This window comes from Geobacter sp. DSM 9736, assembly GCF_900187405.1.
GTDB lineage: Bacteria > Desulfobacterota > Desulfuromonadia > Geobacterales > Geobacteraceae > DSM-9736.
On sequence record NZ_LT896716.1, the window covers coordinates 2,094,911 to 2,114,118 of the forward strand.

Here is a 19,208-nt window from a genome sequence, read left to right on the forward strand (position 1 = left end):
GGCCACAGAGACTCAGAGAAAGACCGGTAGCAGGCTCAACTGCTTTAAACCCCATCTATGTAGATCCGGATAGTACAAAGTGCATCACGCTAAGCCCTCTCGGTCTTTCTGCGTCTCCGTGGAAGATCATTGGCTTCAGGGAAACAGTGCAAGCCCTTCCAGTCCCATATTCTCGGGGAAGCCGCACATAACGTTCATATTCTGCACTGCCTGCCCCGACGCCCCCTTGACGAGGTTATCGATAGCCGAGACAACGATGATCCGTCCCGTACGCCGGTCTACTGCAAGACCGATATCGCAGAAATTGGCCCCGCGAACGAAAGCGGTAGAGGGGAAGCTTCCCTCAGGGAGGATGCGTACGAAGGCCTCCCCTTCGTAGAACTCGCGATAGAGCGACACCAGCTTCCCGGAGCTGACAGTATTACGCGGTTGGCAATAGATGGTCGATAGGATTCCTCGATCCATCGGAACCAGGTGCGGTGTGAATGTAACACGGAGCCCGGTTCCCGCCAAATTCCCCAACTCCTGCTCAATCTCCGGAATGTGCCGGTGAAGACCTCCGACCCCATATGCCTTGTACCCGTCATTCACTTCGCAGTAGAGGTTGTCTACCTTTGCCCCACGCCCTGCGCCGGAGACACCGGAGGCGCTGTCGGCAACTATGCTGCAAAGATCGATAATCCCATTCTTCAAAAGCGGAGCGAGGCCAAGGATGATACTAGTCGGGTAGCACCCCGGGTTGGCTACCAGCTTTGCCTTAGCAATCTGGGCACGGTAAAGTTCCGGAAGGCCATATACCGACTTGTCGAGCAGCTCAGGGTTCAGGTGCGGCTCGTACCACGCCGCATATTCCTCTGCGCTCTTCAGCCGATAGTCGGCAGAGAGGTCCACAACCTTCTTCTTGAGCCGGAGAAAGGTGGGCACCACCTCCATCGCTGCTTTGTGGGGGAGAGCAGTGAAAACCAGATCGGCTTTCTCCGCAATCCTGACCGGCTCCAGGTTTTCCAGCACATGATCATACCGGTCCCGGACCGAGGGGAATATATCGGACAACCGCTTCCCGGCACTCTGTTCCGAAGTGATGCATGTTACCGCCACCTCCGGGTGACCATGAAGGATACGGACCAGCTCGATTCCCGTGTAACCGCTGGCGCCGACAATGGCAACTTTGAGCATAACTGTCCTCCGGTTTTTGGCAGTTTTGCATCCATGATATGGGATGTACCGACCAGAAAGGGACGCGAGATTTCCGTCAGATCGTCGCACCCGCAGGCTGGCCCAGCGGAGGCGTAGCAGCGCTACGCCGCACAAAAGGGATAGCCGAGGACGGCGGCGAGATGGCGGGAAGGTCGCGTCTCGAGTACAAGAAAAGGGAGGAATCCATGCGGACTCCTCCCCTCCTGTACATGCAGCATATCCGGCAGATTAACGCTTGGAGAACTGGAAGCTGGCGCGGGCTGATTTTTTCCCGTACTTCTTACGCTCCTTGATGCGCGAGTCCCGGGTGATAAACCCGGCTTTTTTCAGAGTACCGCGCAGGGCAGCATCGACTTCGAGAAGAGCCTTGGTGATACCATGCTTGATGGCGCCGGCCTGACCCGAATCCCCTCCACCCCGGACAGTGACGTAAATGTCAAACTTACCGACATTCTCGGTCAGTTCAAGAGGCTGGCGGACGACCATCTTGGAGGTCTCGCGGCCGAAGTAATCGTCGAGACTCTTGCTGTTGACGGTGATGGAACCGGTGCCCGGCTTGAGCCAGACCCTTGCTATGGAGGATTTCCTTTTGCCTGTGCCGTAGAAGCTGGTTGCTGCCATTGTCTCTATTCTCCTGAATGAAGTATCGATCTATTAGATGTTGAGAGCTTTGGGCTGCTGCGCCTTGTGCGGGTGAGCGCCGCCGCTGTACACTTTGAGCTTGCTCAGCATGTGACGTGCGAGCTTGTTCTTGGGGAGCATCCCCTTCACTGCCTTGCGGATCAGCTCTTCCGGCTTCTTGTCGAGAAGCTTGCCGGCCGTAATCGACTTGATCCCGCCGGGGAAACCGGAGTGGCTGTAATAGACCTTGTCGCTCAACTTGCTGCCGGTGAGAGCGATTTTCTCGGCGTTGACGACAATGACGAAGTCGCCGGTATCCACGCTGGGGGTGTAGGTGGCCTTGTTCTTGCCGCGAAGCACGTTTGCGATCTCGGTGGCGATCCTGCCGAGAACCTGATTCTCCGCGTCAACCAGATACCAATCCCGAACCACTTCAGTTTTTTTAGCAACTTGAGTCTTCATCGAACCCTCACAACTGGTAAAGTATCAAAAACCGTACAGAAGGGATGAACTATAGTTGACGCCTCAGATGTTGTCAAGGAAAAATTCAGAACCATAAAATACTTCCATGAGACACAGCCCCTGGGGTGGCGCAGTCATGCCAGCATTCACCCGTGCCTGCCCCGTGAGCAGTGCCGCAACAACATCCGGCGGCATCTTCCCCTGCCCGATCTCAGCCAGGGTGCCCGCCATGATTCGAACCATGTTGCGCAGAAAGCCTGAGCCGAAAACGTCGATGTGAATGAATTCACCACTCCGTACGACCTCCACCGAATAGATCGTGCGAACAGTGGTCCGGGCACTGCACCCGGACGCCCGGAACGCACAGAAATCACGCTCCCCTACGAAATGAACCGCCGCTTCCCGCATCAGGTCCAGATCAAGGGGCGCCTTGAGCTGCCAGGCGTACAGGCGACTCAACGGGGAGCGGTGAGGAGCGTTCACTATAGTATACCGATAATGCTTACCTTTCGCATCGGCACGGGGATTGAAATCCGCGTCCACCTCCGCAGAGCCTTGAACCTTTATATCGCAGGGGAGCAGGTTGTTCAGCCCGTAGGTGAATGCCCGGAGGGGAAGGTTTCGCTGCGTCCGGAATACGGCCACCATCCCCTTCGCGTGGACACCCGCGTCAGTGCGCCCCGAGGAATAGACCCTCACCTGCTCCCCGAGGAGCCGCTCCAGGGCCTCCTCCACCACCTGCTGGATCGATAGGCCATTCGGCTGCAGCTGCCATCCGACGTAGTTGGTGCCATCATATTCAAGGATCAGCTTGATGGTTCGCATGGGCGGGGAGTATAGCAGCATCGCCACCGGAATCCAAGCAGGGCGAACTGGAAAGGCATTGCAATTATCTCCCGGAAAGTCTACATAAACGGCTCACGCACATTCATCTCATCCTGCAAAGGAGGAACCATGACGCGCTATATCAACACCGATCGCATCGCCGCCGTCCAACTCACCACCCCCGCGGAGAATCCCCTCGTCACTGACGACACACGCCTCATGGACATCTGGTTCGACGGAGCCGCAATTCGCAAGCAGCTCTTCAAGAAAGTGAAGAAGACCGAGCAGGAACAGATGGCAGCAGATCTTGAACGAAAAGGCTTCATCCGCTCCGGAAACCTGCTCATTGATCCGAAGGCCGTGCTTTTCGCAGAGATGGAGCACGAAATCGTCGGCGGCCTCGTCACAATAGGGTTTCAGGACAACGGGAAACCGGTGGAACTCAAGGTTGACGCGAAGGCATTCAGTGAGCTGTGCGAGAGGCTGGGTGGTAAGGGGTAGTTCCTCTGAGGGAAGTCCTGGTTTTTATTGGGAGAGCGGCACTCACGCTGCTCTCAGCATGAAATCCACATGCACGGCGTCGAAGGGAAAGACGAGGAGGCCATTCTCGGTTTTCTGCAAAATTCCGGCTTTAAGGAGTACCTGAACATCGCCATGCACCGCCTTCACATCTCTCTCCATCCGGCGGGCAGCCTCACGTATCGTCATGGGGCCTGCCCCCGTCATAACCTTGAGCAGCTGCCAACGTTTGCCTGAAATTACCTTGAAAAGGAGCTCAGGCGAATCGAAACTGATAAACTCCCCCTGCGCTTCCCCCTTGAACGCTTGCAAAAACCTTCGGCTGCTTTTTTCCCGTGAAGCGATTTCCAGCGTTACCGTACGCATATCAGAACCTCCAATTGTCCACATCTCTCCAGAAATCGTCGAGCAGCGCCTGAGATGTAGTGAAAGCATATGAAGCCTCCTCCCCGCCTAGGTGCTTGTGGTCGCCCTTCCCCGCCTCATTGTCGTAACGCACCACGCACCGGCCGTCAACAACGAGGGCGAGACGACACTTGAAATTGTGATGACTCCCGGAAAGAGGCGAAGGAAGGCGCCAGACAACCATCTCCACAAACGCGGCTTCTGAAACGATGTGGCGCTCGTTGAGCAGCAATTCGGCTTTCATGTTGGAAACAATACCAACAGCATGGTGCGTTGTCAATATTTACAACAGGAGACTCACCAACTTGTAAAAAGGGTGCGGCCCTCTAGCTCACCATATCCGACCTAGTAAACGATACGGTGCGATACGCCCTCGCCGAATTCGAAGCAATCTTTCGGCATATTGGGAACGTGCCAAATAACCATGGGTCTCATACGAGGAGTTCGGCAAGGAACTGAAGAAGAATGGAAGGATATAAGGACTTCCTGAAGAAGTCGGCAGCCAAGGAGATCGAGACACTTCCGAAAAAAGGAGATCGTAAAGGTACTGGAGCGGATCGATTCAGTGCGCCACGGCCCTCCGGGGAGCGAGAAGCTTGGCGGACTCGATGTCTACCGCATCAGGCAAGGGCATTATCGGATCATGTATTCCATCGAGGATGATGCGCTCACGGTCTGGGTGGTGAAGGTAGGCATCGGCGGGAGGTATCGGTAAGTTCAACGAAGTCAAGTCAGGCTTGATAAGTCCTGCATCAAAGAAGATTTCCAGCCTTCATACCCACCATCAGCTATCTTGTCGAAGAAGCCGGTGTAATCCTGGGGGGAAAGGAAATAGAAGTGATACCGCCACGGCTCGCCCGCCTCGGTCAGCGCCGCATTCAGCCGCTCGAAGTGAGCCTTGCCGTCTCGAAACTTGGCTCTGTTGCGGTTATTGTCATCGCCATCCTGCTTGATCTCCACCACTAGTACATCATGGCACGCCTTGAGCCGGATAAAGAAGTCAGGATTGAAGAACTCATTCCTCGCATGGGTCTTGCCGGTTTTGGCAGGCTTGTAGGAATAGGGGAATGAGTAACAGCCTCGGTCAGGCGATTTGATAAACGAGCCGATCAGGTCACTTCTTTCAAACAGCAGATCACTGAACCTGCGTTCAGGTTCATGGCTGGCGTAGAGCACATTGACCGGCGTCTTGAATTTTGCGGCATCCACCTGATGCAGCCGTTTGACTATCTCCTTGATATTCTCCGGTGTCTCGTCACCAAATGCTTCAACCATTTCCGCCCACTTGCAGTACTGTTTCCACAGGTAGGCCTCATCCTTGTCGAAAGGTTTTGTGTCGCCATCAACATGGTAGACCGCCCCGTTCTCCTTGATCCGCCCTTCCGAAAAGGACTGTCGCATGGATTCACGATAGTCGATCGTCATCAGCGCCTTTGCCACATTGGCTTTCCGCGGATGCTCACGGTCAACATCCCGGAACAGCGGCCCAAAAGCCTGCTGCACCAGCGACAGATTTTCACGACTCAAAAACGTATCATCGTACCCACCTGACCGGAGTGCACCAGTAATCAGTTTCCTGATCCTGCTTTTCGGCCACTTCTCCCCAAGCTTCCTGTCCTTGTCGGCTATGAAATCATGCAGCATGCAGACTGCATACTCGATCTCGTGAACGTCCTCATGCAGCAGTTCAATAGCCAACTTGCCGCTTTCGGAGAAGGTGGAATACTCTGTGCTCTTGCGACTCTGGGGCTTCAGCGTCAGTATAATCTCCGTCGCCTTCTGTTTCTTCGTCTCCACAGTCTTATCCACCAGCTCGTAACTCAGGTTGTGGAGGGGGAACACGTACTCATCGCGCCTGCTGTCGTAGCCCCAGGAAAGCGTATTCTCCACCTCCAGCACATCTCTCAACAGGTTAGCTATCTCCGCCGACCAAGCTTCGTGGTTCGTCACCTTTAACAACGGACGCGTATCCAAATTTGGCGGGACCCGCAGCCCGCGCCCCAGCACCTGTGCAATCAGGAGCTTCGAACCGAATGCACGGGAATCATGGGGAACAACTTGAAAGACGTTCTTTACATCCCATCCCTCGGTAAGCATGCTGACGGAAACGATCCATTCCACCGGACTAGAGGGATCATCCACACCCTTCAGGGCAGCAATGTTCTCCTTGCGTCGTTTGTCGGGCGAATCCTTGCTGTCCCGTGGACAATACGCCGCTTCCACTCGGGCCTTTGCTGCCTTGGCTGTAGGAATGCCCGAGGTGACCCAGATTGCCTTTTGCTCCGCATCAGCGCGGCTGATCTTCTCCTTCTTCACCAGGAAATCCACCAGCTGCTTCCATTGCTCGACGCACTCCGCAATATCCTTGGTGACGACAATGGATATCGGGCGGACCTTCGTGCCATATTCCTTCACGTTTCCCATGTGAACCGTGTGGATCTTGTCCCAGCTCTGCTTCTTATATGTCTCTTCCTGAACGTAATCAGGCTTCTTGACAACCTTGGCTTCCACGGCCTGCTTCAGGCCAAAGCGATAAATCACATCAGGAAAATAATCGTTACCGACATAGGCGGTACCGGTGACATGAAGCATATAGCGGAAATCATATCCAGCGCCTTTAAGGAAGAGCAACCACTTCTTCATGGATGACTCGTCGCTGTCATCAGGGCTGAACAGGTGGTGCGCCTCGTCGTTCAGCACCAGGGTCCGTTCCCCGTTCCCCCTGAAGCTGTCGGATATGGAAGAGCCGGCGTTGCCGTAAACCGCATGAATGTTTTCAATGCAAATATCACCGGGCTGAATGGTCTCATTCCCCCGCTTGATCCCTGGAATGGAAATCAGTGCCCCGAGTTCCTTCATGACCTCCGCCAGTCGAGGATCACCAGCCAGCCGATTGAATTTTTCCAGCAACCCATCCTCAATGGTCAGTGACGGGCACAGTACCAGTACCCGGTCCACCAGCCCTTCGGCCAGTGCAATGGCGGCAATGCCGTACATGAGGAAGCTTTTACCCCCACCGGTCGCGATATCCAGCGTCGCTGCCTTTCGGTCACGCAAAGGCATTTTTGCCAGAAAGGCGTCAATACTGTTGTCGTGGCGCGCAGCCAGTGTTTGGTTATTCTGCCAGTTTTCCCGGGCCAGTCGCTCCAGATCTGGATATTTTGGTGAGATGAGAAAGCGGATTGCCGTGCGGGCAGCGTCACGTAGAAAGGCGTAGTTGCCGGTATGAAGCAGATTGAGAAAAGCATCGTATTTGTGTACCAGCCCTTCGGTGGCATCGCTTGCATCATCCACCCGAAGGATTTGGTCAGTGATGCGGAATTGAACGCTCATTGAAAATCCGCCTTGCCGAATACCAGGGTCTTTTCGTTGCCGTAGCGGTCGCAGAGAATTACCATCATCTTCTCCCCCTTGAACTCCTCTTCAGGGATGCGAATTTCCAAAGCCTTTGCTTTTTCCAGCCCCCCTGCCGCCTTCAGCAGATCCTCGCCCCAAAATACCCGGTCCAGCCTGAAGACATCACCATCGTAGTTGAGATCGATCATAGCCATGGAAAAAGTTTCAAAGTTAGCGAAATCCTCAGGATCGGTAGTCAGAGTCTTCGAGCGGAATTCGCTCACATCCACGACCAGCTCGGGGAGCAGTCCACGGCGCTTCGCATGCGGTTTGTACTTCACCACCGGCTGTGAAATGAAATCAAAGCCGATAGCGTCAATGACCTCATTCACATCCGCCTCACGCATCGGCTGCTTGAGAGCACCCGGCTCCCGCTGCTGAATCAGGCGGAGAATGACCGAGATAGGCACCTTGAGAAAGACATACACCGCACCCACGCGCTCAATCTCGTCCTCGGCAAAGTCCATGGCAACAGTCGGCGCTATCACATAGAACCGTTCCCCCTTCCTGCCGCGCAGGATCTGCTGGAGATTATCCACGTAGCCGTAATCGAGGGTCAGGGTGGGGTGATCCGGGTAGTTCCAGACCAGAGCGGAATGGGTACCGATGTAACCATCAAGCTCCAGGCCGTAACGGCTATGAACTTCCTCACGCACGCCGAACAGCTTTAGGACGAAGGGGCGGTACTCCTGCCACGGCATCCCGCGCAGCGACTCCATGTCGTACAGCCCCGCGCGATACAAGGCAAACTCCTTCGGCGGCAGCGTTTTTTCCTTCTCGGGCTTCTCCTTCGGAGCGACCAACGAAATGCGGAACTCACGCCCGTCCACGGTGACGCTCTTTTCGCCGGGGCCGTCGTCCGGGCCTACGTCGTCAAGTCTGTCGGGAGAAATACAGAGATTGGTTTCAGGGCAGGCAATTGCGAAAGGCGTTCCCTTCTTCAGGAGGTCGTGCTTGGAAACAATCTCAGCCAGGTCAGCTAGCAGATCCAGCGTTACGTTGCATTCTCCATTTTTCGCTTTCTCAGTGATGAGGAGGAGGCCGGGGTGGCTTTTAAGGTGGTCGTTCCAGTCCGAAATACGTCCAGTAACAAGACGTTCGTCTGCTTTGGCTGATCCGATGTTACTGGTTAGAGTAAATAGCCGTTTCTGTATTGTGTAAATGGCTAGTTTACCGCAGTCAAAGGCTATCCATCGACGCCCGAGCTTTTCTGCAACCACCGGCGTAGAACCGCTGCCTGCAAAGCAGTCAATGACAATGTCGCCTTCTTTTGAAGAGGTTTTTATTATTCGTTCAAGCAACTTTTCTGGTTTTTGGGTAGGGTAGTTCGCTCGTTCTGCCGCCTGTGAGTTTACAGGGAATATGTCCAGCCAAAGATCCTGGACGGGCTGGCCTTGTACCTCATCAAGATAGCGTTTAATTCGAGGCACACCATTTTTTGTGTAGTAGAGGCGATCTTCTAACTCATAGCGCTGCATCGTTTCAAACGGACAACGCCAAATTTTTCTTATTTTCTTCCACTCATAATCATATCCACCACCTTTCAGCCCAGCTCCGACGAGGTCACCATCAGTAAATCTACGACCATCTTTGTCAACATGCTTATATCGTTCTTTTAGATGTACGTGTGAATACTGGCTGTACTGAGCCGAGAATACATTGGAATCTGATTTAGTATAAAACAGGATGGTGTCATGGACATTTGCATACGTTTTTGAGTCACTATGAGCAGATGTCCTCTTCCAGATAATTTCATTTTTAAAGTTATACTCTCCGAAGACTTCATCCATGATAGCCTTCATGTAGTGGATCTTTTTTACATCCAGATGAAGATAAATACTACCGTCATCGGCTAAAAGATCGCGGAGCAAAATGAGACGACGGCGCAGAAACTCGATGAACTGTGCCCCGAGAACCTTATCTCGATAAGCCTTCTCCTTGTCCTTCATAAAGTCCTGTTTCGTAGCAAAGGGAGGATCTATGTATATAAGTTTAATCTTGTCGCGAGTGCCAAAACGGTTAGCCCCCTGCTGATCGGCTAACAGTTCGCGCAAAGCCAGCAGGTTATCCCCCCACACAAGCAGATTCCGCCAGCCATCGCCATGTGGCCTGTCTTCGGCAAAGCGGCGCACCAGTTGCCACGGTGCCGCAGGCGTCTCCGCCAGCACCTGCTCCCGCTTCATCTTCCCGGCGTATTCCAGCCGGTACTCCTTGCCTACCTCGACGCTCTGCTCCCCCCCAGGGAACAGCTTCCCCCGCCAGTGCGCAGGTATCTGCTGCCCGGCCTGCAGCAAGCGTATCAGTTCATTTCGGTCGTCGTTATTGAGATTGGTCATCTTTTCCGGTTCTTTCCACGACCACTATTGGCAGGTGCAAGGAAGTGAACCAGAAAAATACACTTTAGATGTGTATGTTTCAATAGATTTTATATATCGGATGATGCGGTAGTTAAGCACAAAACAGGTCTGTTATAGTGCCGCCATGCCACGGAACAGGATCATCAAAAGCGGAGAAATCGGCGCGGCGATCAAAAGGCGCAGGAACGAGCTGGGTTATTCGCAGGAGTGGCTTGCAGAATTTCTTGATGTGTCGTACCAGCAGGTACAGCGATACGAAAACGGGATCAGCATGATCAACGTGGAGACTCTGCAGAAGATTGCCGGGGCGCTGTCCGTACCGGCAACCTTCTTCTTCAACACGGAGCGTCCGCACGTGGCGGCGGAGCCGTCACTCCCCTACCAATCTGCAGACGAAAAAGCCCTCCTGAAGCATTACCGGCAAATCCCCGCAAAGTCCGACAGGGAGCTGGTTGTAAGGGTCGCCCGCCTTGCTTCCAGAAAATGAACGCGGAGAACAAAAACGCAAAAAAGGCACGGAGCCAGTCCGTGCCTTTTTTATTCGAATAAAAAATTTTTTCTGCTCCCACTATTGCCCTAGTAGCGCGTCCCCCTCCTCCGGCGGAAGCTCCTTCCCTAAGACCTCCCACAGATTGAGCACCAGCTCGGGGAATATGGCGACGGGGAGAGTTTCCGTCCAGCCGATAACGTCCCCCGCTCCGTAGCGGCCCTCACTCAGCACGAACCGCTCCACCATGTCGTGCTCGGGATCGACAATCATGTATTCCCGCACGCCGAACCGCTCGTAAAGGGCTTTCTTCTCCCGCTTGTCCTTCACCCCCGTGGAGGGCGAAAGAATCTCCACCACCAGGTCCGGAGCGCCCTGCACATTGGCTTCAGTGAGCTTGCTTCCGTTGCACACAACCAGAATATCTGGCTGGACTACGTTGCTGTCGTCGAGAACCACATCGGTGGGGGCATATAAGACATTGCACTGTTTGCCTTTGAAGTAACTCCTGAACAGCGCGAATATGCTCCCTGACACTTCCTGATGACGTGTCGTCGGCGCCGGAGTCATGGCATATGCCTCGCCGCCGATAATCTCCCATCGCTCGTCGGAGGGCCATGTGAGGTAATCCGCATAGGTGAAGCGACCTCCAACTTTTCGCGCCGTGGGACCCATAGCTGCCTCCTCAGCAGTCGTGAAGCCTGCTTCAAATGACCTTATACCATGAGGTTGTCGCCATGTAAACGGTGGGTTTTTAAGACTAACCTGTCACAGTCCGCTGGATCACCTCATGCTCCGCCTCGATAATCCGCCGGAACAGCTTGCCCAAGGTGAACCAGTTGAATGCATGTATCATGAAAGGGAGGTCCGACCTCGAGAGTGCCTTTTTCAGGTCGGTGAATTCGAGCGGGTCGAGGAATCCGTCGGCGATGATCACGAGATCAAGATCGGAGAAGCGCTTGAGGTTGCGGCCGTGGACCCGGGAGCCGAAGGCCCATACCTCGTAGCAGGGGATGTGGGAACGCAGAATTTTCAGGATAGTTTCCAGGTCTGCTGGGTCGATGTGCATCGGAGGTGGAGAATCCTTTCATGATCTGCGAGTAAAAGCGAAAAAAGGGACGGGCCGTCAGTGCCCGTCCCTTTTCCTTTCTTCTGATGAAGCAGCCGCCAAGACTGCTCCTACTACTTCTCCATCAGGATACGCAGCATGCGGCGAAGCGGCTCGGCGGCCCCCCAGAGGAGCTGGTCGCCGCAGGTGAAAGCCTGCACGTACTGTGGCCCCATCTTCATCTTACGCACCCGTCCGACCGGAACGGTGAGGGTGCCGGACACGGCTGCCGGAGTGAGCTGCGCCAGCGAGTCCGCCTTGTTGTTGGGGACGAGCTTCGCCCACTGGTTGTCGTTGGCGATGAGGTTCTCGATGTCGGCTATCGGCACATCCTTGTTGAGCTTGATGGTGATGCCCTGGCTGTGGCAGCGCATCGCGCCGACCCGCACGCAGATGCCGTCGACCGGAATCGGCGACGAGGCACCGAGAATTTTGTTTGTCTCGGCAAAGCCTTTCCACTCTTCGCGGCTCTGCCCGTCCTCAACCTCACGGTCGATCCAGGGGAGGAGGTTGCCGGCCAGCGGAAAGCCGAATTCTTTTTTCGGCATTGCATCACCGCGCAGCTCTGCCGTCACCTTCCGGTCGATCTCCAGGATCGCCGACGATGGATTTTTCAGAAGATCGGCAACCGAGCCGTGGAGAACTCCCATCTGGGAGAGGAGTTCACGCATATTGGGGGCCCCTGCGCCGGATGCGGCCTGGTAGGTCATGGAGGAGAGCCACTCCACCAGCCCCGCGCGGAAAAGTCCGCCCAGCCCCATGAGCATGAGGCTTACGGTGCAGTTGCCGCCTATGAAGTCCTTCTGCCCTTGGGCGAGCGCCGCGTCGATGACGTTGCGGTTCACCGGATCGAGGATGATGACAGCGTTCGGCTCCATCCGCAAAGTCGACGCCGCGTCGATCCAGTAGCCGTTCCAGCCGCTCTTACGCAGCTCGGGATGAACCGCCTTCGTGTAGTCCCCACCTTGGCAGGTAAGGATCACGTCGAGCTTTTTCAACTCCTCAAGATCAGATGCGTTCTTCAGCGTCCCGGCGTTCATGGGGGCAGGCTGCCCCGCCTGGGAGGTGGAGAAAAATACCGGTTCGATCCCTGCGAAATCGTTTTCCTCCTGCATGCGCTGAAGGAGTACCGAACCGACCATGCCGCGCCAACCGATAAGTCCAACTTTCATAACCTGTTTCCTCTTCTATGTGTGATGTGGAAAAATGAATAAATAGCGTAACAACTATACATATAGGGGCCGAATAAGGGAAGCCCCTTTCTCTCGGCTACTTAAGGTACTTGGAGGCAAGCAGCTCGGCGACCTGCACCGCGCCGCAGGCCGGAAGCCGCACATTGTCGGCGGCCGTCCAGATATTCAGGGCGTTCTCCTCCGAGGCATCCTGCCGTATGCGCCCTGCATGGACCTGCTCCTCCCCCGTTGCGTCAACCGGCATCGGATACTCCCTGCTCGCCGGATCATCCACCAGGCGCACCCCCGGAGCCTTTTCCAGCATCTCGCGTGCCTTTACCACAGACAGCGGCCGTGTCGTCTGTACGTTGATAGATGCGCTGTCCCCGTAGAAGACCGGGACACGAACGGTAGTTGCGGTGACGCGGACGTTACCACCGAGAACCTTCTTCGTCTCATTGATAAGCCTGGTTTCCTCCCGCGTGTATCCCTCCTCCGCAAATCCATCGATTTGAGGGAGACAGTTGAATGCGACCTGGTGCGGGTAGACCTCTGCCGTCGCCGGCTTACCGTTTAGCAGCGACACGACCTGCTTCTGCAGCTCGTCCACCGCCTTCTTCCCAGTGCTCGAGACCGACTGGTAGGTCGACACGACGACTCGTTCGATGGAGGCGGCATCATCCAGCGGCTTGAGGGCCACTAAGAGCTGCATTGCCGCGGCTGAGGGGATGGCTATTATCCCCCTGGCCATGTATCCGGCTACAGCGTCGGAGTTCACGTCAGGAACTACCAGCGGCACGTCCGTCTCCATCCGCCAGGCAGCCGACGTGTCGATGCACAATGCTCCCGCCCGGACCGCGGCGGGACAGAACTCACGGGCATGGTCGCTGCCGGCGGCAAAGAAGGCGATGTTGATGCCGGTGAAACAGTCGGCAGTAAGTTCCTCCACCACGACGGCCTTGCCACCGAACTCGATGACCTCGCCCACACCCGCGCCCGCAGCGAGTAGCTTTAACGTGCCAACAGGAAACTCCCGATCCTTGAGACACTGCAGGATCTCCTTACCGATGATGCCGGTTGCACCGACAACTGCTATGTTCCACTTTTTTCCCGACATGTATTTCATTCTCCGCTGAGGGGAGGTTAAGGTTGAGGAACGTCCAATACCTTTACTTTTGACTAGTACGAGATGCGATTCCGGAAATCAACTTGTTTAGCTCATGATGCAAGGAACGCAGATCCGAATCGAGAGTTCCCCCTGTCTCCAGCTTTCTCCCTCAACCTCAACCTCAACCTCAACCTCAACCTCAACCTCAACCTCAACCTCAACCTTAACCTTAACCTAGGTTTTCCACGATAGCGTCGCCGATTTCCCGAGTATTTACCAGCTTCTCCCCGTCCTTCTTCTGGTAGATGTCGCGGGTACGGTACCCCTGGTCGAGGACCTTCGCCACGGCGTTGTCGATGGCGTCCGCCGCATCCACCATCCCGAAGGAGTAGCGGAGCATCATTCCCGCTGAGAGGATCTGGGCGATGGGGTTCGCAATCCCCTGGCCTGCAATGTCGGGGGCCGAGCCGCCGGAAGGCTCGTACATGCCGAAGGTGCCCTCAGCCAGCGACGCCGACGGAAGCATCCCGAGAGAGCCGGTCAGCATGGCAGCCTCGTCGGAAAGGATATCACCGAACATGTTCTCGCACAGAAGAACGTCGAACTGCTTCGGCCAGCGCACGAGCTGCATGGCGCCGTTGTCCACGTACATGTGTGTGAGCTCGACGTCGGGATACTCCTTGCCGATGCCGGTTACCACCTCGCGCCATAGGACCGAGGAGGAAAGAACGTTCGCCTTGTCGATGGAGCAGACCTTCTTGCCGCGCTTGCGGGCCGCCTGGAACGCCACGTGCGTGATCCGCTCGATCTCGGGGACCGAATAGCGCATGGTGTCGAAACCCACCCGCTCGCGTCCCGTCCCCTCGATCCCTTTCGGCTGGGCGAAGTAGATGCCGCCGGTCAGCTCGCGGACGACGAGGACGTTGAAACCGCCGGCGATGACTTCTTCCTTGAGGGAGGAGGCGCCGGTAAGCGAAGGGAAGATGATGGCGGGTCGCAGGTTGGCGTAGAGCCCGAAGATCTTTCGCAGCGGCAGAAGAGCGCCGCGCTCGGGCTGCTCGTCGGGGGGAAGAGTTTCCCACTTCGGACCGCCCACGGAACCGAAAAGGATGGCGTCGCTCGCCCTGCAGATGTCGATGGTCGTCTGGGGCAGCGCCTTCCCCTCGTTATCGATGCCTGCCCCGCCGACGTTGGCATGGGTCCGCTCGAACTTCACTTCGTATTTCTTCTCAACCGCGTCCAGCACGCGGAGCGCCTCGGCCATCACCTCCGGCCCGATGCCGTCCCCCGGCAGAACCGCCACTTTGTATGTCTTCGCCATATGGAATCCTCCTTTTTCGCATTAAATCTTGCGATATTATGTGCGGAGGTGGGAGGTGTCAATAAAAAAAGCCGGGGTCTCCCTTCAGGTTGAGCGGGTAGGACAAGGCGCCAGTCTTGATCGTTCCTTGATGCGCCTCGTTTCTGAAAATGTGTAAGCACTGGGGGAAGAAATGGTGAGGACACAAGTGCAACTGACCGAAGAGCAGGTAGCATCTCTTAAACATCTGGCTGCCGAGCAGCATGTATCAATGGCGGGAATCATCCGCAGAGCTGTGGACCTTCTGGCCCGAACACGCTTCGTCCCCGATGACAAGACCCGGCGGCAAAAAGCGGCAGCGGCGGCAGGCCGATTTCATTCCGGCTGCGGTGATCTTGCAAAAGAGCACGACCGGTATGTCGCGGAGGCGTTCCACAGATGAGCATATTCATCGACACCTCCGGATTTCTTGCCGTCCTCGACAGTGACGATAGCTGCCATGAAAAGGCAAGAGCAGAGTGGCTTAGGCTGCTGGATTCCGACCATGACCTGATATCCAGCAGCTATATCCTGGTGGAAACCATTGCCGTGCTCCAGAAAGATTGGGTTTGGAAGCGGTGCGGGTGTTCCAGGAAGATGTGGTTCCGGTGCTGAAGATTCTGTGGGTTGACGAGATCATGCACGTTGCGGGAATCAGTACCGTTTTATCCTCAAACAGAGAAAGCTTTCCCCCGTTGACTGTGTAAGTTTCGAGTCAATGCGGGTTGGCGGAGTAACGGCAGCCTTTACCTTCGATCGGCACTTTAAGGCGCAGGGGTTCGCTTGCGTTCCGTGATGTCCTATTTACATCTCTCACGAGGAAGAGCATCAGTACGCGTAATTCCTGAGAGAGCAGGAGAAAGCAACAATGAAGCACCCGAAGCTGGATAAAGATGAGCAGGAACTACTCGACTCATTCTACAGGGGTGAATGGACGTCGACGGGCCGACAAGAAGGCCGAAAAGCGGCGCTTCTCCAAGATCGCGCACCATACCGTCCGCAAGGACCAGCGCGTCAACATCCGCATCTCGTCCAAGCACTTGGAGGGGCTCAAGAAAAGGGCTATCGAGGAATATTCCTTACCAGACCCTTATTTCAAGCATACTGCATAAGCACCTTTCGGGGGCATTGAAGGACAGGGCGGCGTAGGGAGGTGGTATGCAGAACCGATGTTACTGACAGAGCCCGCATATGGCGGGCTCTTGTCATTTGCGTTCATTGTCTTGTCGCAAGTGGATCATCGGCAAATCCACCGTCTGCCTTTTGCTGATTCAAGAAGCCATGCAATTGCTCTTGTAATTATCGAACCTCTGAATGTCTCTGTGTCAGGTTTGCAGGCTTGCAAGCCTGACCCGACAGATCCACGACAGATCCCACATGGCTGACCCTATTCTTACTGCTGTTACTGTTCTTACTTGCGCCCACCTTAAAGGCAGAAAGCCTTCAATAGGCAATTATATAGTTGAGATCCTCACCATCCCCCCATCGGTTGCAAGTATCATTACCAACTATTGAAACTGTGTTTTTTGTTGATAACGCTGCAAGCAATACTGCCAGCTGTTGCTTACCGACTGTAGAGTTTTCATCTCTGATTATCCAATATCCGCCGGTAGCACATGAGGGTTTACCAACTGGAGTTCCAGCAACTGTAAAATACACTAAGCCGTCAGATGCTCTTACTATTATTGAACTAACCGTTCCATAAACTGATCCGGCCATACTTTCATTAGATATAAAACACGACAAAACCAAAGTTAGACATAAAACGGAGATAATTCTCATTTTGCCTGCTCCTTTCACTAATGATTTCAAACAAGTAATATGGCTACCCAAGTATCATGTGGAATCAAAATACGGGTCAAGTCTCCAAAACTCCGTGAGAGGTGGCCCCATCTTTTAGGACAGGTTGGCGGCCGGAATAAGGTGGATTGCCGTTGTCGTTATGCCGCCTCTTCCAGCCTGACCGTAAAGATCCCCTAAAAGGAGAAATACCTTACATTGGCTTCGGACCAAGGCGCGAAAGAGATGCAGTTTGCTGGCAATTGATCTCCATCGAAGTACATATCGGGTATAGGGGCGCCAGATGTTTTTGCTGCGAGCAAGGTGGCATAGATCGCCTTACAGGCTGCAGGGGAAGTGCTCCCCGCAAGAGAACCTGGGACCACCCAATCAGCATCAGTGCTGCAGATGTATACAGGCGTGTTCATACTGCTCAATCGAAGCAGCAATTTGCCTGGTTGGTGATAGGCAAGCGTCTGGACCGTTCCGCCGCAAACCACAGCTTCGGCGTAGGAGGCAGGCACTGCTAGCAGAACAACTAGTAACAACAAGGTTCCTGTTAAATTTCTCATTTTCACTCCTCCTGGTAGAATCTACCTTGTAACTTGCTTACCTGCGGTTTCAATCACCTGTATCTTGGTCCGACCCGCCGCTCGCCGGCTTCAGTTATCGAACAGTGATATAACCGATGTGACAGTATCCACTGCCATCCGTATTTACATTGACTCCCACTGTTAAATTAGAAATTTTAGCGGCCAGCAGAGCAGCAACATATGCTTTGTAATTGCTATCAGTGTCAAGTAGATAAGCCCAGTATTGCCCGTTGCAAATTACAGGGTTTCCCTCAAGCTGAATTCTAAAACCATAATTATGACCGCTTGTTACATCTACAACCCCTATCCTTCCGCTCACAGCTCCATCCCATGCAAAAGTAACAGACGAAGTACATACAAAACTCAAAAAAATACTTATGAATACCAAAGCATAATTTATTATCTTCTTGTGTTCTACACTTTTGAAAATAAAATTAGTGTGGACGGCAATATTTTTCATAATCTTCCTCCAGATAATAAACCTACAACTGGATGTCGTCATCTGTGAATATGGATTTGAATCTCCCTTGGAACAGATGCCCGCACCGCTTTCTCTGGATGTTCGTGTAGGTGGTATAGGAACTGTTTCTCTGATGCAAGCGGAAGGAGAGGGGTCAGCCCTCGACAAGAGACACCTTCCTGCTCAATCGCCTCTATCTCTCTTCTTAAAGGTCGTTCTCCGGAAACTCTTTTGGATAACCCTTTGGGTACAACTTCACTGCCACCGCATGAGTTATGCTGCCCCAACTGCTCACAGATCTGCCGGTTGTGGCTGTTGTGTATGTCCCATGTCCAAGGCTTACCCCTTTGCTACTCCCTTCTTAGAGGCTTGTTTTTGAAGGTCAAAAGAGGCTTTAAGGCTTGTAAACGGGTTAATCCTATATGTTTAACAGAAAAATTTCAGACACTTGTCTTGGTCCGACCCGCCGCTCGCGGCTTCTTCCCCCCCCTCCAAACACCTCCACACCTGGCGCGGCCTCAAGCCTGAGCCAAGAATGTCATTCTATTTTCTCCACAACGGCAACTTTTGAAGTATCTCACCAGTGAATGCATTTATTTCGTATGCCCATATAGTTTGTCCTGTCCACACTACATAGGGTGGATCAGCAATAACTAGCTTGTTTAAGGTGACCTCCTCGATATCTACTGGCACATTTTGTTGTTTATGATCCTTCTCAATAATTTGTTTGACATCATCTTCAGAAAGAGTGGTCTTCTTGGTAGCTTCGTAGGCCTCAGGTGGGACTGAGATTATCTCGGCCTTAACGCTGGTAACGTTATCTTGAGGGCCTATCGTAATTTGAATAGCGTTTCCTAGCGACAACCCATTAATGAAACGGTCAAAAATTAAGGTTACATATGTTCCGTTGCCCCCTTCGGCTGAGAATATCTTACTTTCTCGCATTTCAGTCGGTTTGGATATACCTAGCAATTCAGCCTCATCTTCCATAAAAGCCTTGGCAACGGCTCGTGCTCTGAGATGTCTGTCAGGCTCTTTTGCCAGATCGATAGCTATCTGCTTCTTCGGCACCATAGCCCCGCTGAGCCATACATTCCCAGAAAGCCCATGTTTAGTTTTCTTAACGTCAGACTCGGCGTACTTCACACTTGAATACTTACCTTTAACATGATCCTTGAACTTCTGAGGTGACTCATGTGGGTTATTCTTTTCTGTTGAGGAAGGCGCTCCCTTGTTGTCAACAGCATCTGCCGCAGGATCTCGAGATAAATCGGCACTCATGGCCATGGTAGCCTGCAGAAATGCACATGCCACCACACATATGATTCTCCTAATGTTCAAATTACTAGTCATTCTCTTCATACTCTTCTCCACTTGCTA

Annotated in this window: 22 protein-coding genes; 6 read left to right on the forward strand and 16 right to left on the reverse strand. The window is 53.9% G+C overall.

Going from position 1 to position 19,208, the window contains the following annotated elements; genetic code table 11:
* Positions 1 to 135: 135 nt before the first annotated feature.
* The 4 genes from argC to truA all read right to left on the reverse strand — a co-directional run bounded on the left by argC (position 136) and on the right by truA (position 3,105).
* Positions 136 to 1,176 (reverse strand): N-acetyl-gamma-glutamyl-phosphate reductase, encoded by a 1,041-nt coding sequence (gene argC / locus CFB04_RS09525; protein WP_088535051.1) that lies wholly within the window; start codon positions 1,174 to 1,176, stop codon positions 136 to 138.
* Positions 1,177 to 1,425: 249 nt separating this feature from the next.
* Positions 1,426 to 1,818, reverse strand: coding sequence for a 30S ribosomal protein S9 (gene rpsI, locus CFB04_RS09530; RefSeq protein WP_088535052.1), 393 nt, complete (start codon positions 1,816 to 1,818; stop codon positions 1,426 to 1,428).
* 33 nt (positions 1,819 to 1,851) lie between these two features.
* Positions 1,852 to 2,280 carry a 50S ribosomal protein L13 gene (gene rplM, locus CFB04_RS09535; RefSeq protein WP_088535053.1) on the reverse strand — a complete coding sequence of 143 codons (429 nt, stop codon included), beginning with the start codon at positions 2,278 to 2,280 and terminating at the stop codon, positions 1,852 to 1,854.
* A 63-nt stretch (positions 2,281 to 2,343) separates the two neighbouring features.
* A complete protein-coding gene (truA, locus tag CFB04_RS09540) occupies positions 2,344 to 3,105 on the reverse strand; it encodes a tRNA pseudouridine(38-40) synthase TruA (RefSeq protein WP_088536766.1) in 762 nt (253 codons plus the stop codon).
* Positions 3,106 to 3,234: 129 nt separating this feature from the next.
* Here truA and CFB04_RS09545 point away from each other — a divergent pair, with 129 nt between their 5' ends.
* The gene (locus tag CFB04_RS09545) at positions 3,235 to 3,606 is read left to right on the forward strand and encodes a hypothetical protein (RefSeq protein WP_088535054.1); all 372 of its coding nucleotides are present in this window, start codon (positions 3,235 to 3,237) and stop codon (positions 3,604 to 3,606) included.
* Between the two features lie 42 nt (positions 3,607 to 3,648).
* Here CFB04_RS09545 and CFB04_RS09550 read toward each other — a convergent pair whose 3' ends face one another.
* Positions 3,649 to 3,990, reverse strand: coding sequence for a transcriptional regulator (locus tag CFB04_RS09550; RefSeq protein WP_088535055.1), 342 nt, complete (start codon positions 3,988 to 3,990; stop codon positions 3,649 to 3,651).
* Between the two features lies 1 nt (position 3,991).
* Positions 3,992 to 4,273 carry a DUF6516 family protein gene (locus CFB04_RS09555; protein ID WP_088535056.1) on the reverse strand — a complete coding sequence of 94 codons (282 nt, stop codon included), beginning with the start codon at positions 4,271 to 4,273 and terminating at the stop codon, positions 3,992 to 3,994.
* A 321-nt stretch (positions 4,274 to 4,594) separates the two neighbouring features.
* On the opposite strand from CFB04_RS09555, the gene CFB04_RS18225 reads away from it, so the two are divergent.
* Positions 4,595 to 4,744: a type II toxin-antitoxin system RelE/ParE family toxin gene (locus CFB04_RS18225; RefSeq protein WP_197692504.1), complete on the forward strand. Its 150-nt coding sequence runs from the start codon at positions 4,595 to 4,597 to the stop codon at positions 4,742 to 4,744.
* 11 nt (positions 4,745 to 4,755) lie between these two features.
* Here CFB04_RS18225 and CFB04_RS09565 read toward each other — a convergent pair whose 3' ends face one another.
* Both CFB04_RS09565 and CFB04_RS09570 read right to left on the reverse strand, forming a co-directional pair.
* Positions 4,756 to 7,362, reverse strand: coding sequence for a DEAD/DEAH box helicase (locus CFB04_RS09565; protein WP_088535057.1), 2,607 nt, complete (start codon positions 7,360 to 7,362; stop codon positions 4,756 to 4,758).
* Positions 7,359 to 9,761, reverse strand: coding sequence for a site-specific DNA-methyltransferase (locus tag CFB04_RS09570; protein WP_088535058.1), 2,403 nt, complete (start codon positions 9,759 to 9,761; stop codon positions 7,359 to 7,361). Before CFB04_RS09570 ends, CFB04_RS09565 begins: the two co-directional genes overlap by 4 nt.
* 145 nt (positions 9,762 to 9,906) lie before the next feature.
* Here CFB04_RS09570 and CFB04_RS09575 point away from each other — a divergent pair, with 145 nt between their 5' ends.
* Positions 9,907 to 10,269: a helix-turn-helix domain-containing protein gene (locus tag CFB04_RS09575; protein ID WP_088535059.1), complete on the forward strand. Its 363-nt coding sequence runs from the start codon at positions 9,907 to 9,909 to the stop codon at positions 10,267 to 10,269.
* An 81-nt stretch (positions 10,270 to 10,350) separates the two neighbouring features.
* Here the strand turns inward: CFB04_RS09575 and CFB04_RS09580 are convergent, their stop codons facing one another.
* From CFB04_RS09580 to leuB, 5 genes are all read right to left on the reverse strand, one after another.
* Positions 10,351 to 10,944: a Uma2 family endonuclease gene (locus CFB04_RS09580; RefSeq protein ID WP_088535060.1), complete on the reverse strand. Its 594-nt coding sequence runs from the start codon at positions 10,942 to 10,944 to the stop codon at positions 10,351 to 10,353.
* An 85-nt stretch (positions 10,945 to 11,029) separates the two neighbouring features.
* Positions 11,030 to 11,338, reverse strand: coding sequence for a nucleotidyltransferase family protein (locus tag CFB04_RS09585; RefSeq protein WP_088535061.1), 309 nt, complete (start codon positions 11,336 to 11,338; stop codon positions 11,030 to 11,032).
* A 113-nt stretch (positions 11,339 to 11,451) separates the two neighbouring features.
* A complete protein-coding gene (gene asd, locus CFB04_RS09590) occupies positions 11,452 to 12,549 on the reverse strand; it encodes an aspartate-semialdehyde dehydrogenase (RefSeq protein WP_088535062.1) in 1,098 nt (365 codons plus the stop codon).
* Positions 12,550 to 12,646: 97 nt separating this feature from the next.
* Entirely contained in the window at positions 12,647 to 13,666 is a 1,020-nt protein-coding gene (locus tag CFB04_RS09595; RefSeq protein ID WP_088535063.1) for an aspartate-semialdehyde dehydrogenase, read from the reverse strand.
* Positions 13,667 to 13,886: 220 nt separating this feature from the next.
* Positions 13,887 to 14,978 (reverse strand): 3-isopropylmalate dehydrogenase, encoded by a 1,092-nt coding sequence (gene leuB, locus CFB04_RS09600; RefSeq protein ID WP_088535064.1) that lies wholly within the window; start codon positions 14,976 to 14,978, stop codon positions 13,887 to 13,889.
* A 172-nt stretch (positions 14,979 to 15,150) separates the two neighbouring features.
* Here leuB and CFB04_RS09605 point away from each other — a divergent pair, with 172 nt between their 5' ends.
* The 3 genes from CFB04_RS09605 (at position 15,151) to CFB04_RS09615 (ending at position 16,108) form a co-directional block, all read left to right on the forward strand.
* Positions 15,151 to 15,399: a ribbon-helix-helix domain-containing protein gene (locus CFB04_RS09605; RefSeq protein ID WP_088535065.1), complete on the forward strand. Its 249-nt coding sequence runs from the start codon at positions 15,151 to 15,153 to the stop codon at positions 15,397 to 15,399.
* Positions 15,396 to 15,611, forward strand: coding sequence for a PIN domain-containing protein (locus CFB04_RS18230; RefSeq protein ID WP_197692505.1), 216 nt, complete (start codon positions 15,396 to 15,398; stop codon positions 15,609 to 15,611). The genes CFB04_RS09605 and CFB04_RS18230 overlap by 4 nt, the downstream gene beginning before the upstream one ends.
* Before the next feature lie 278 nt (positions 15,612 to 15,889).
* The gene (locus tag CFB04_RS09615) at positions 15,890 to 16,108 is read left to right on the forward strand and encodes a hypothetical protein (RefSeq protein ID WP_197692506.1); all 219 of its coding nucleotides are present in this window, start codon (positions 15,890 to 15,892) and stop codon (positions 16,106 to 16,108) included.
* A gap of 331 nt (positions 16,109 to 16,439) precedes the next feature.
* Here CFB04_RS09615 and CFB04_RS09620 read toward each other — a convergent pair whose 3' ends face one another.
* The 3 genes from CFB04_RS09620 to CFB04_RS09630 form a co-directional block, all read right to left on the reverse strand.
* The gene (locus tag CFB04_RS09620) at positions 16,440 to 16,778 is read right to left on the reverse strand and encodes a hypothetical protein (RefSeq protein ID WP_197692507.1); all 339 of its coding nucleotides are present in this window, start codon (positions 16,776 to 16,778) and stop codon (positions 16,440 to 16,442) included.
* Between the two features lie 663 nt (positions 16,779 to 17,441).
* On the reverse strand, positions 17,442 to 17,828 hold the full coding sequence (locus CFB04_RS17900; protein ID WP_157698765.1) for a hypothetical protein: 387 nt from the start codon (positions 17,826 to 17,828) through the stop codon (positions 17,442 to 17,444).
* A gap of 543 nt (positions 17,829 to 18,371) precedes the next feature.
* On the reverse strand, positions 18,372 to 19,190 hold the full coding sequence (locus CFB04_RS09630) for a hypothetical protein (protein WP_088535067.1): 819 nt from the start codon (positions 19,188 to 19,190) through the stop codon (positions 18,372 to 18,374).
* Between the last annotated feature and the right edge of the window lie 18 nt (positions 19,191 to 19,208).

What these genes read in the sequence shown, in the direction of transcription:
- argC (WP_088535051.1), bottom strand. Translation starts at nt 1,176, where the DNA reads ATGCTCAAAGTTGCCATTGTCGGCGCCAGCGGTTACACGGGAATCGAG.
- rpsI (WP_088535052.1), bottom strand. Translation starts at nt 1,818, where the DNA reads ATGGCAGCAACCAGCTTCTACGGCACAGGCAAAAGGAAATCCTCCATA.
- rplM (WP_088535053.1), bottom strand. Translation starts at nt 2,280, where the DNA reads ATGAAGACTCAAGTTGCTAAAAAAACTGAAGTGGTTCGGGATTGGTAT.
- truA (WP_088536766.1), bottom strand. Translation starts at nt 3,105, where the DNA reads ATGCGAACCATCAAGCTGATCCTTGAATATGATGGCACCAACTACGTC.
- CFB04_RS09545 (WP_088535054.1), top strand. Translation starts at nt 3,235, where the DNA reads ATGACGCGCTATATCAACACCGATCGCATCGCCGCCGTCCAACTCACC.
- CFB04_RS09550 (WP_088535055.1), bottom strand. Translation starts at nt 3,990, where the DNA reads ATGCGTACGGTAACGCTGGAAATCGCTTCACGGGAAAAAAGCAGCCGA.
- CFB04_RS09555 (WP_088535056.1), bottom strand. Translation starts at nt 4,273, where the DNA reads ATGAAAGCCGAATTGCTGCTCAACGAGCGCCACATCGTTTCAGAAGCC.
- CFB04_RS09565 (WP_088535057.1), bottom strand. Translation starts at nt 7,362, where the DNA reads ATGAGCGTTCAATTCCGCATCACTGACCAAATCCTTCGGGTGGATGAT.
- CFB04_RS09570 (WP_088535058.1), bottom strand. Translation starts at nt 9,761, where the DNA reads ATGACCAATCTCAATAACGACGACCGAAATGAACTGATACGCTTGCTG.
- CFB04_RS09575 (WP_088535059.1), top strand. Translation starts at nt 9,907, where the DNA reads ATGCCACGGAACAGGATCATCAAAAGCGGAGAAATCGGCGCGGCGATC.
- CFB04_RS09580 (WP_088535060.1), bottom strand. Translation starts at nt 10,944, where the DNA reads ATGGGTCCCACGGCGCGAAAAGTTGGAGGTCGCTTCACCTATGCGGAT.
- CFB04_RS09585 (WP_088535061.1), bottom strand. Translation starts at nt 11,338, where the DNA reads ATGCACATCGACCCAGCAGACCTGGAAACTATCCTGAAAATTCTGCGT.
- asd (WP_088535062.1), bottom strand. Translation starts at nt 12,549, where the DNA reads ATGAAAGTTGGACTTATCGGTTGGCGCGGCATGGTCGGTTCGGTACTC.
- CFB04_RS09595 (WP_088535063.1), bottom strand. Translation starts at nt 13,666, where the DNA reads ATGTCGGGAAAAAAGTGGAACATAGCAGTTGTCGGTGCAACCGGCATC.
- leuB (WP_088535064.1), bottom strand. Translation starts at nt 14,978, where the DNA reads ATGGCGAAGACATACAAAGTGGCGGTTCTGCCGGGGGACGGCATCGGG.
- CFB04_RS09605 (WP_088535065.1), top strand. Translation starts at nt 15,151, where the DNA reads ATGGTGAGGACACAAGTGCAACTGACCGAAGAGCAGGTAGCATCTCTT.
- CFB04_RS18230 (WP_197692505.1), top strand. Translation starts at nt 15,396, where the DNA reads ATGAGCATATTCATCGACACCTCCGGATTTCTTGCCGTCCTCGACAGT.
- CFB04_RS09615 (WP_197692506.1), top strand. Translation starts at nt 15,890, where the DNA reads ATGAGCAGGAACTACTCGACTCATTCTACAGGGGTGAATGGACGTCGA.
- CFB04_RS09620 (WP_197692507.1), bottom strand. Translation starts at nt 16,778, where the DNA reads ATGAGAATTATCTCCGTTTTATGTCTAACTTTGGTTTTGTCGTGTTTT.
- CFB04_RS17900 (WP_157698765.1), bottom strand. Translation starts at nt 17,828, where the DNA reads ATGAAAAATATTGCCGTCCACACTAATTTTATTTTCAAAAGTGTAGAA.
- CFB04_RS09630 (WP_088535067.1), bottom strand. Translation starts at nt 19,190, where the DNA reads ATGAAGAGAATGACTAGTAATTTGAACATTAGGAGAATCATATGTGTG.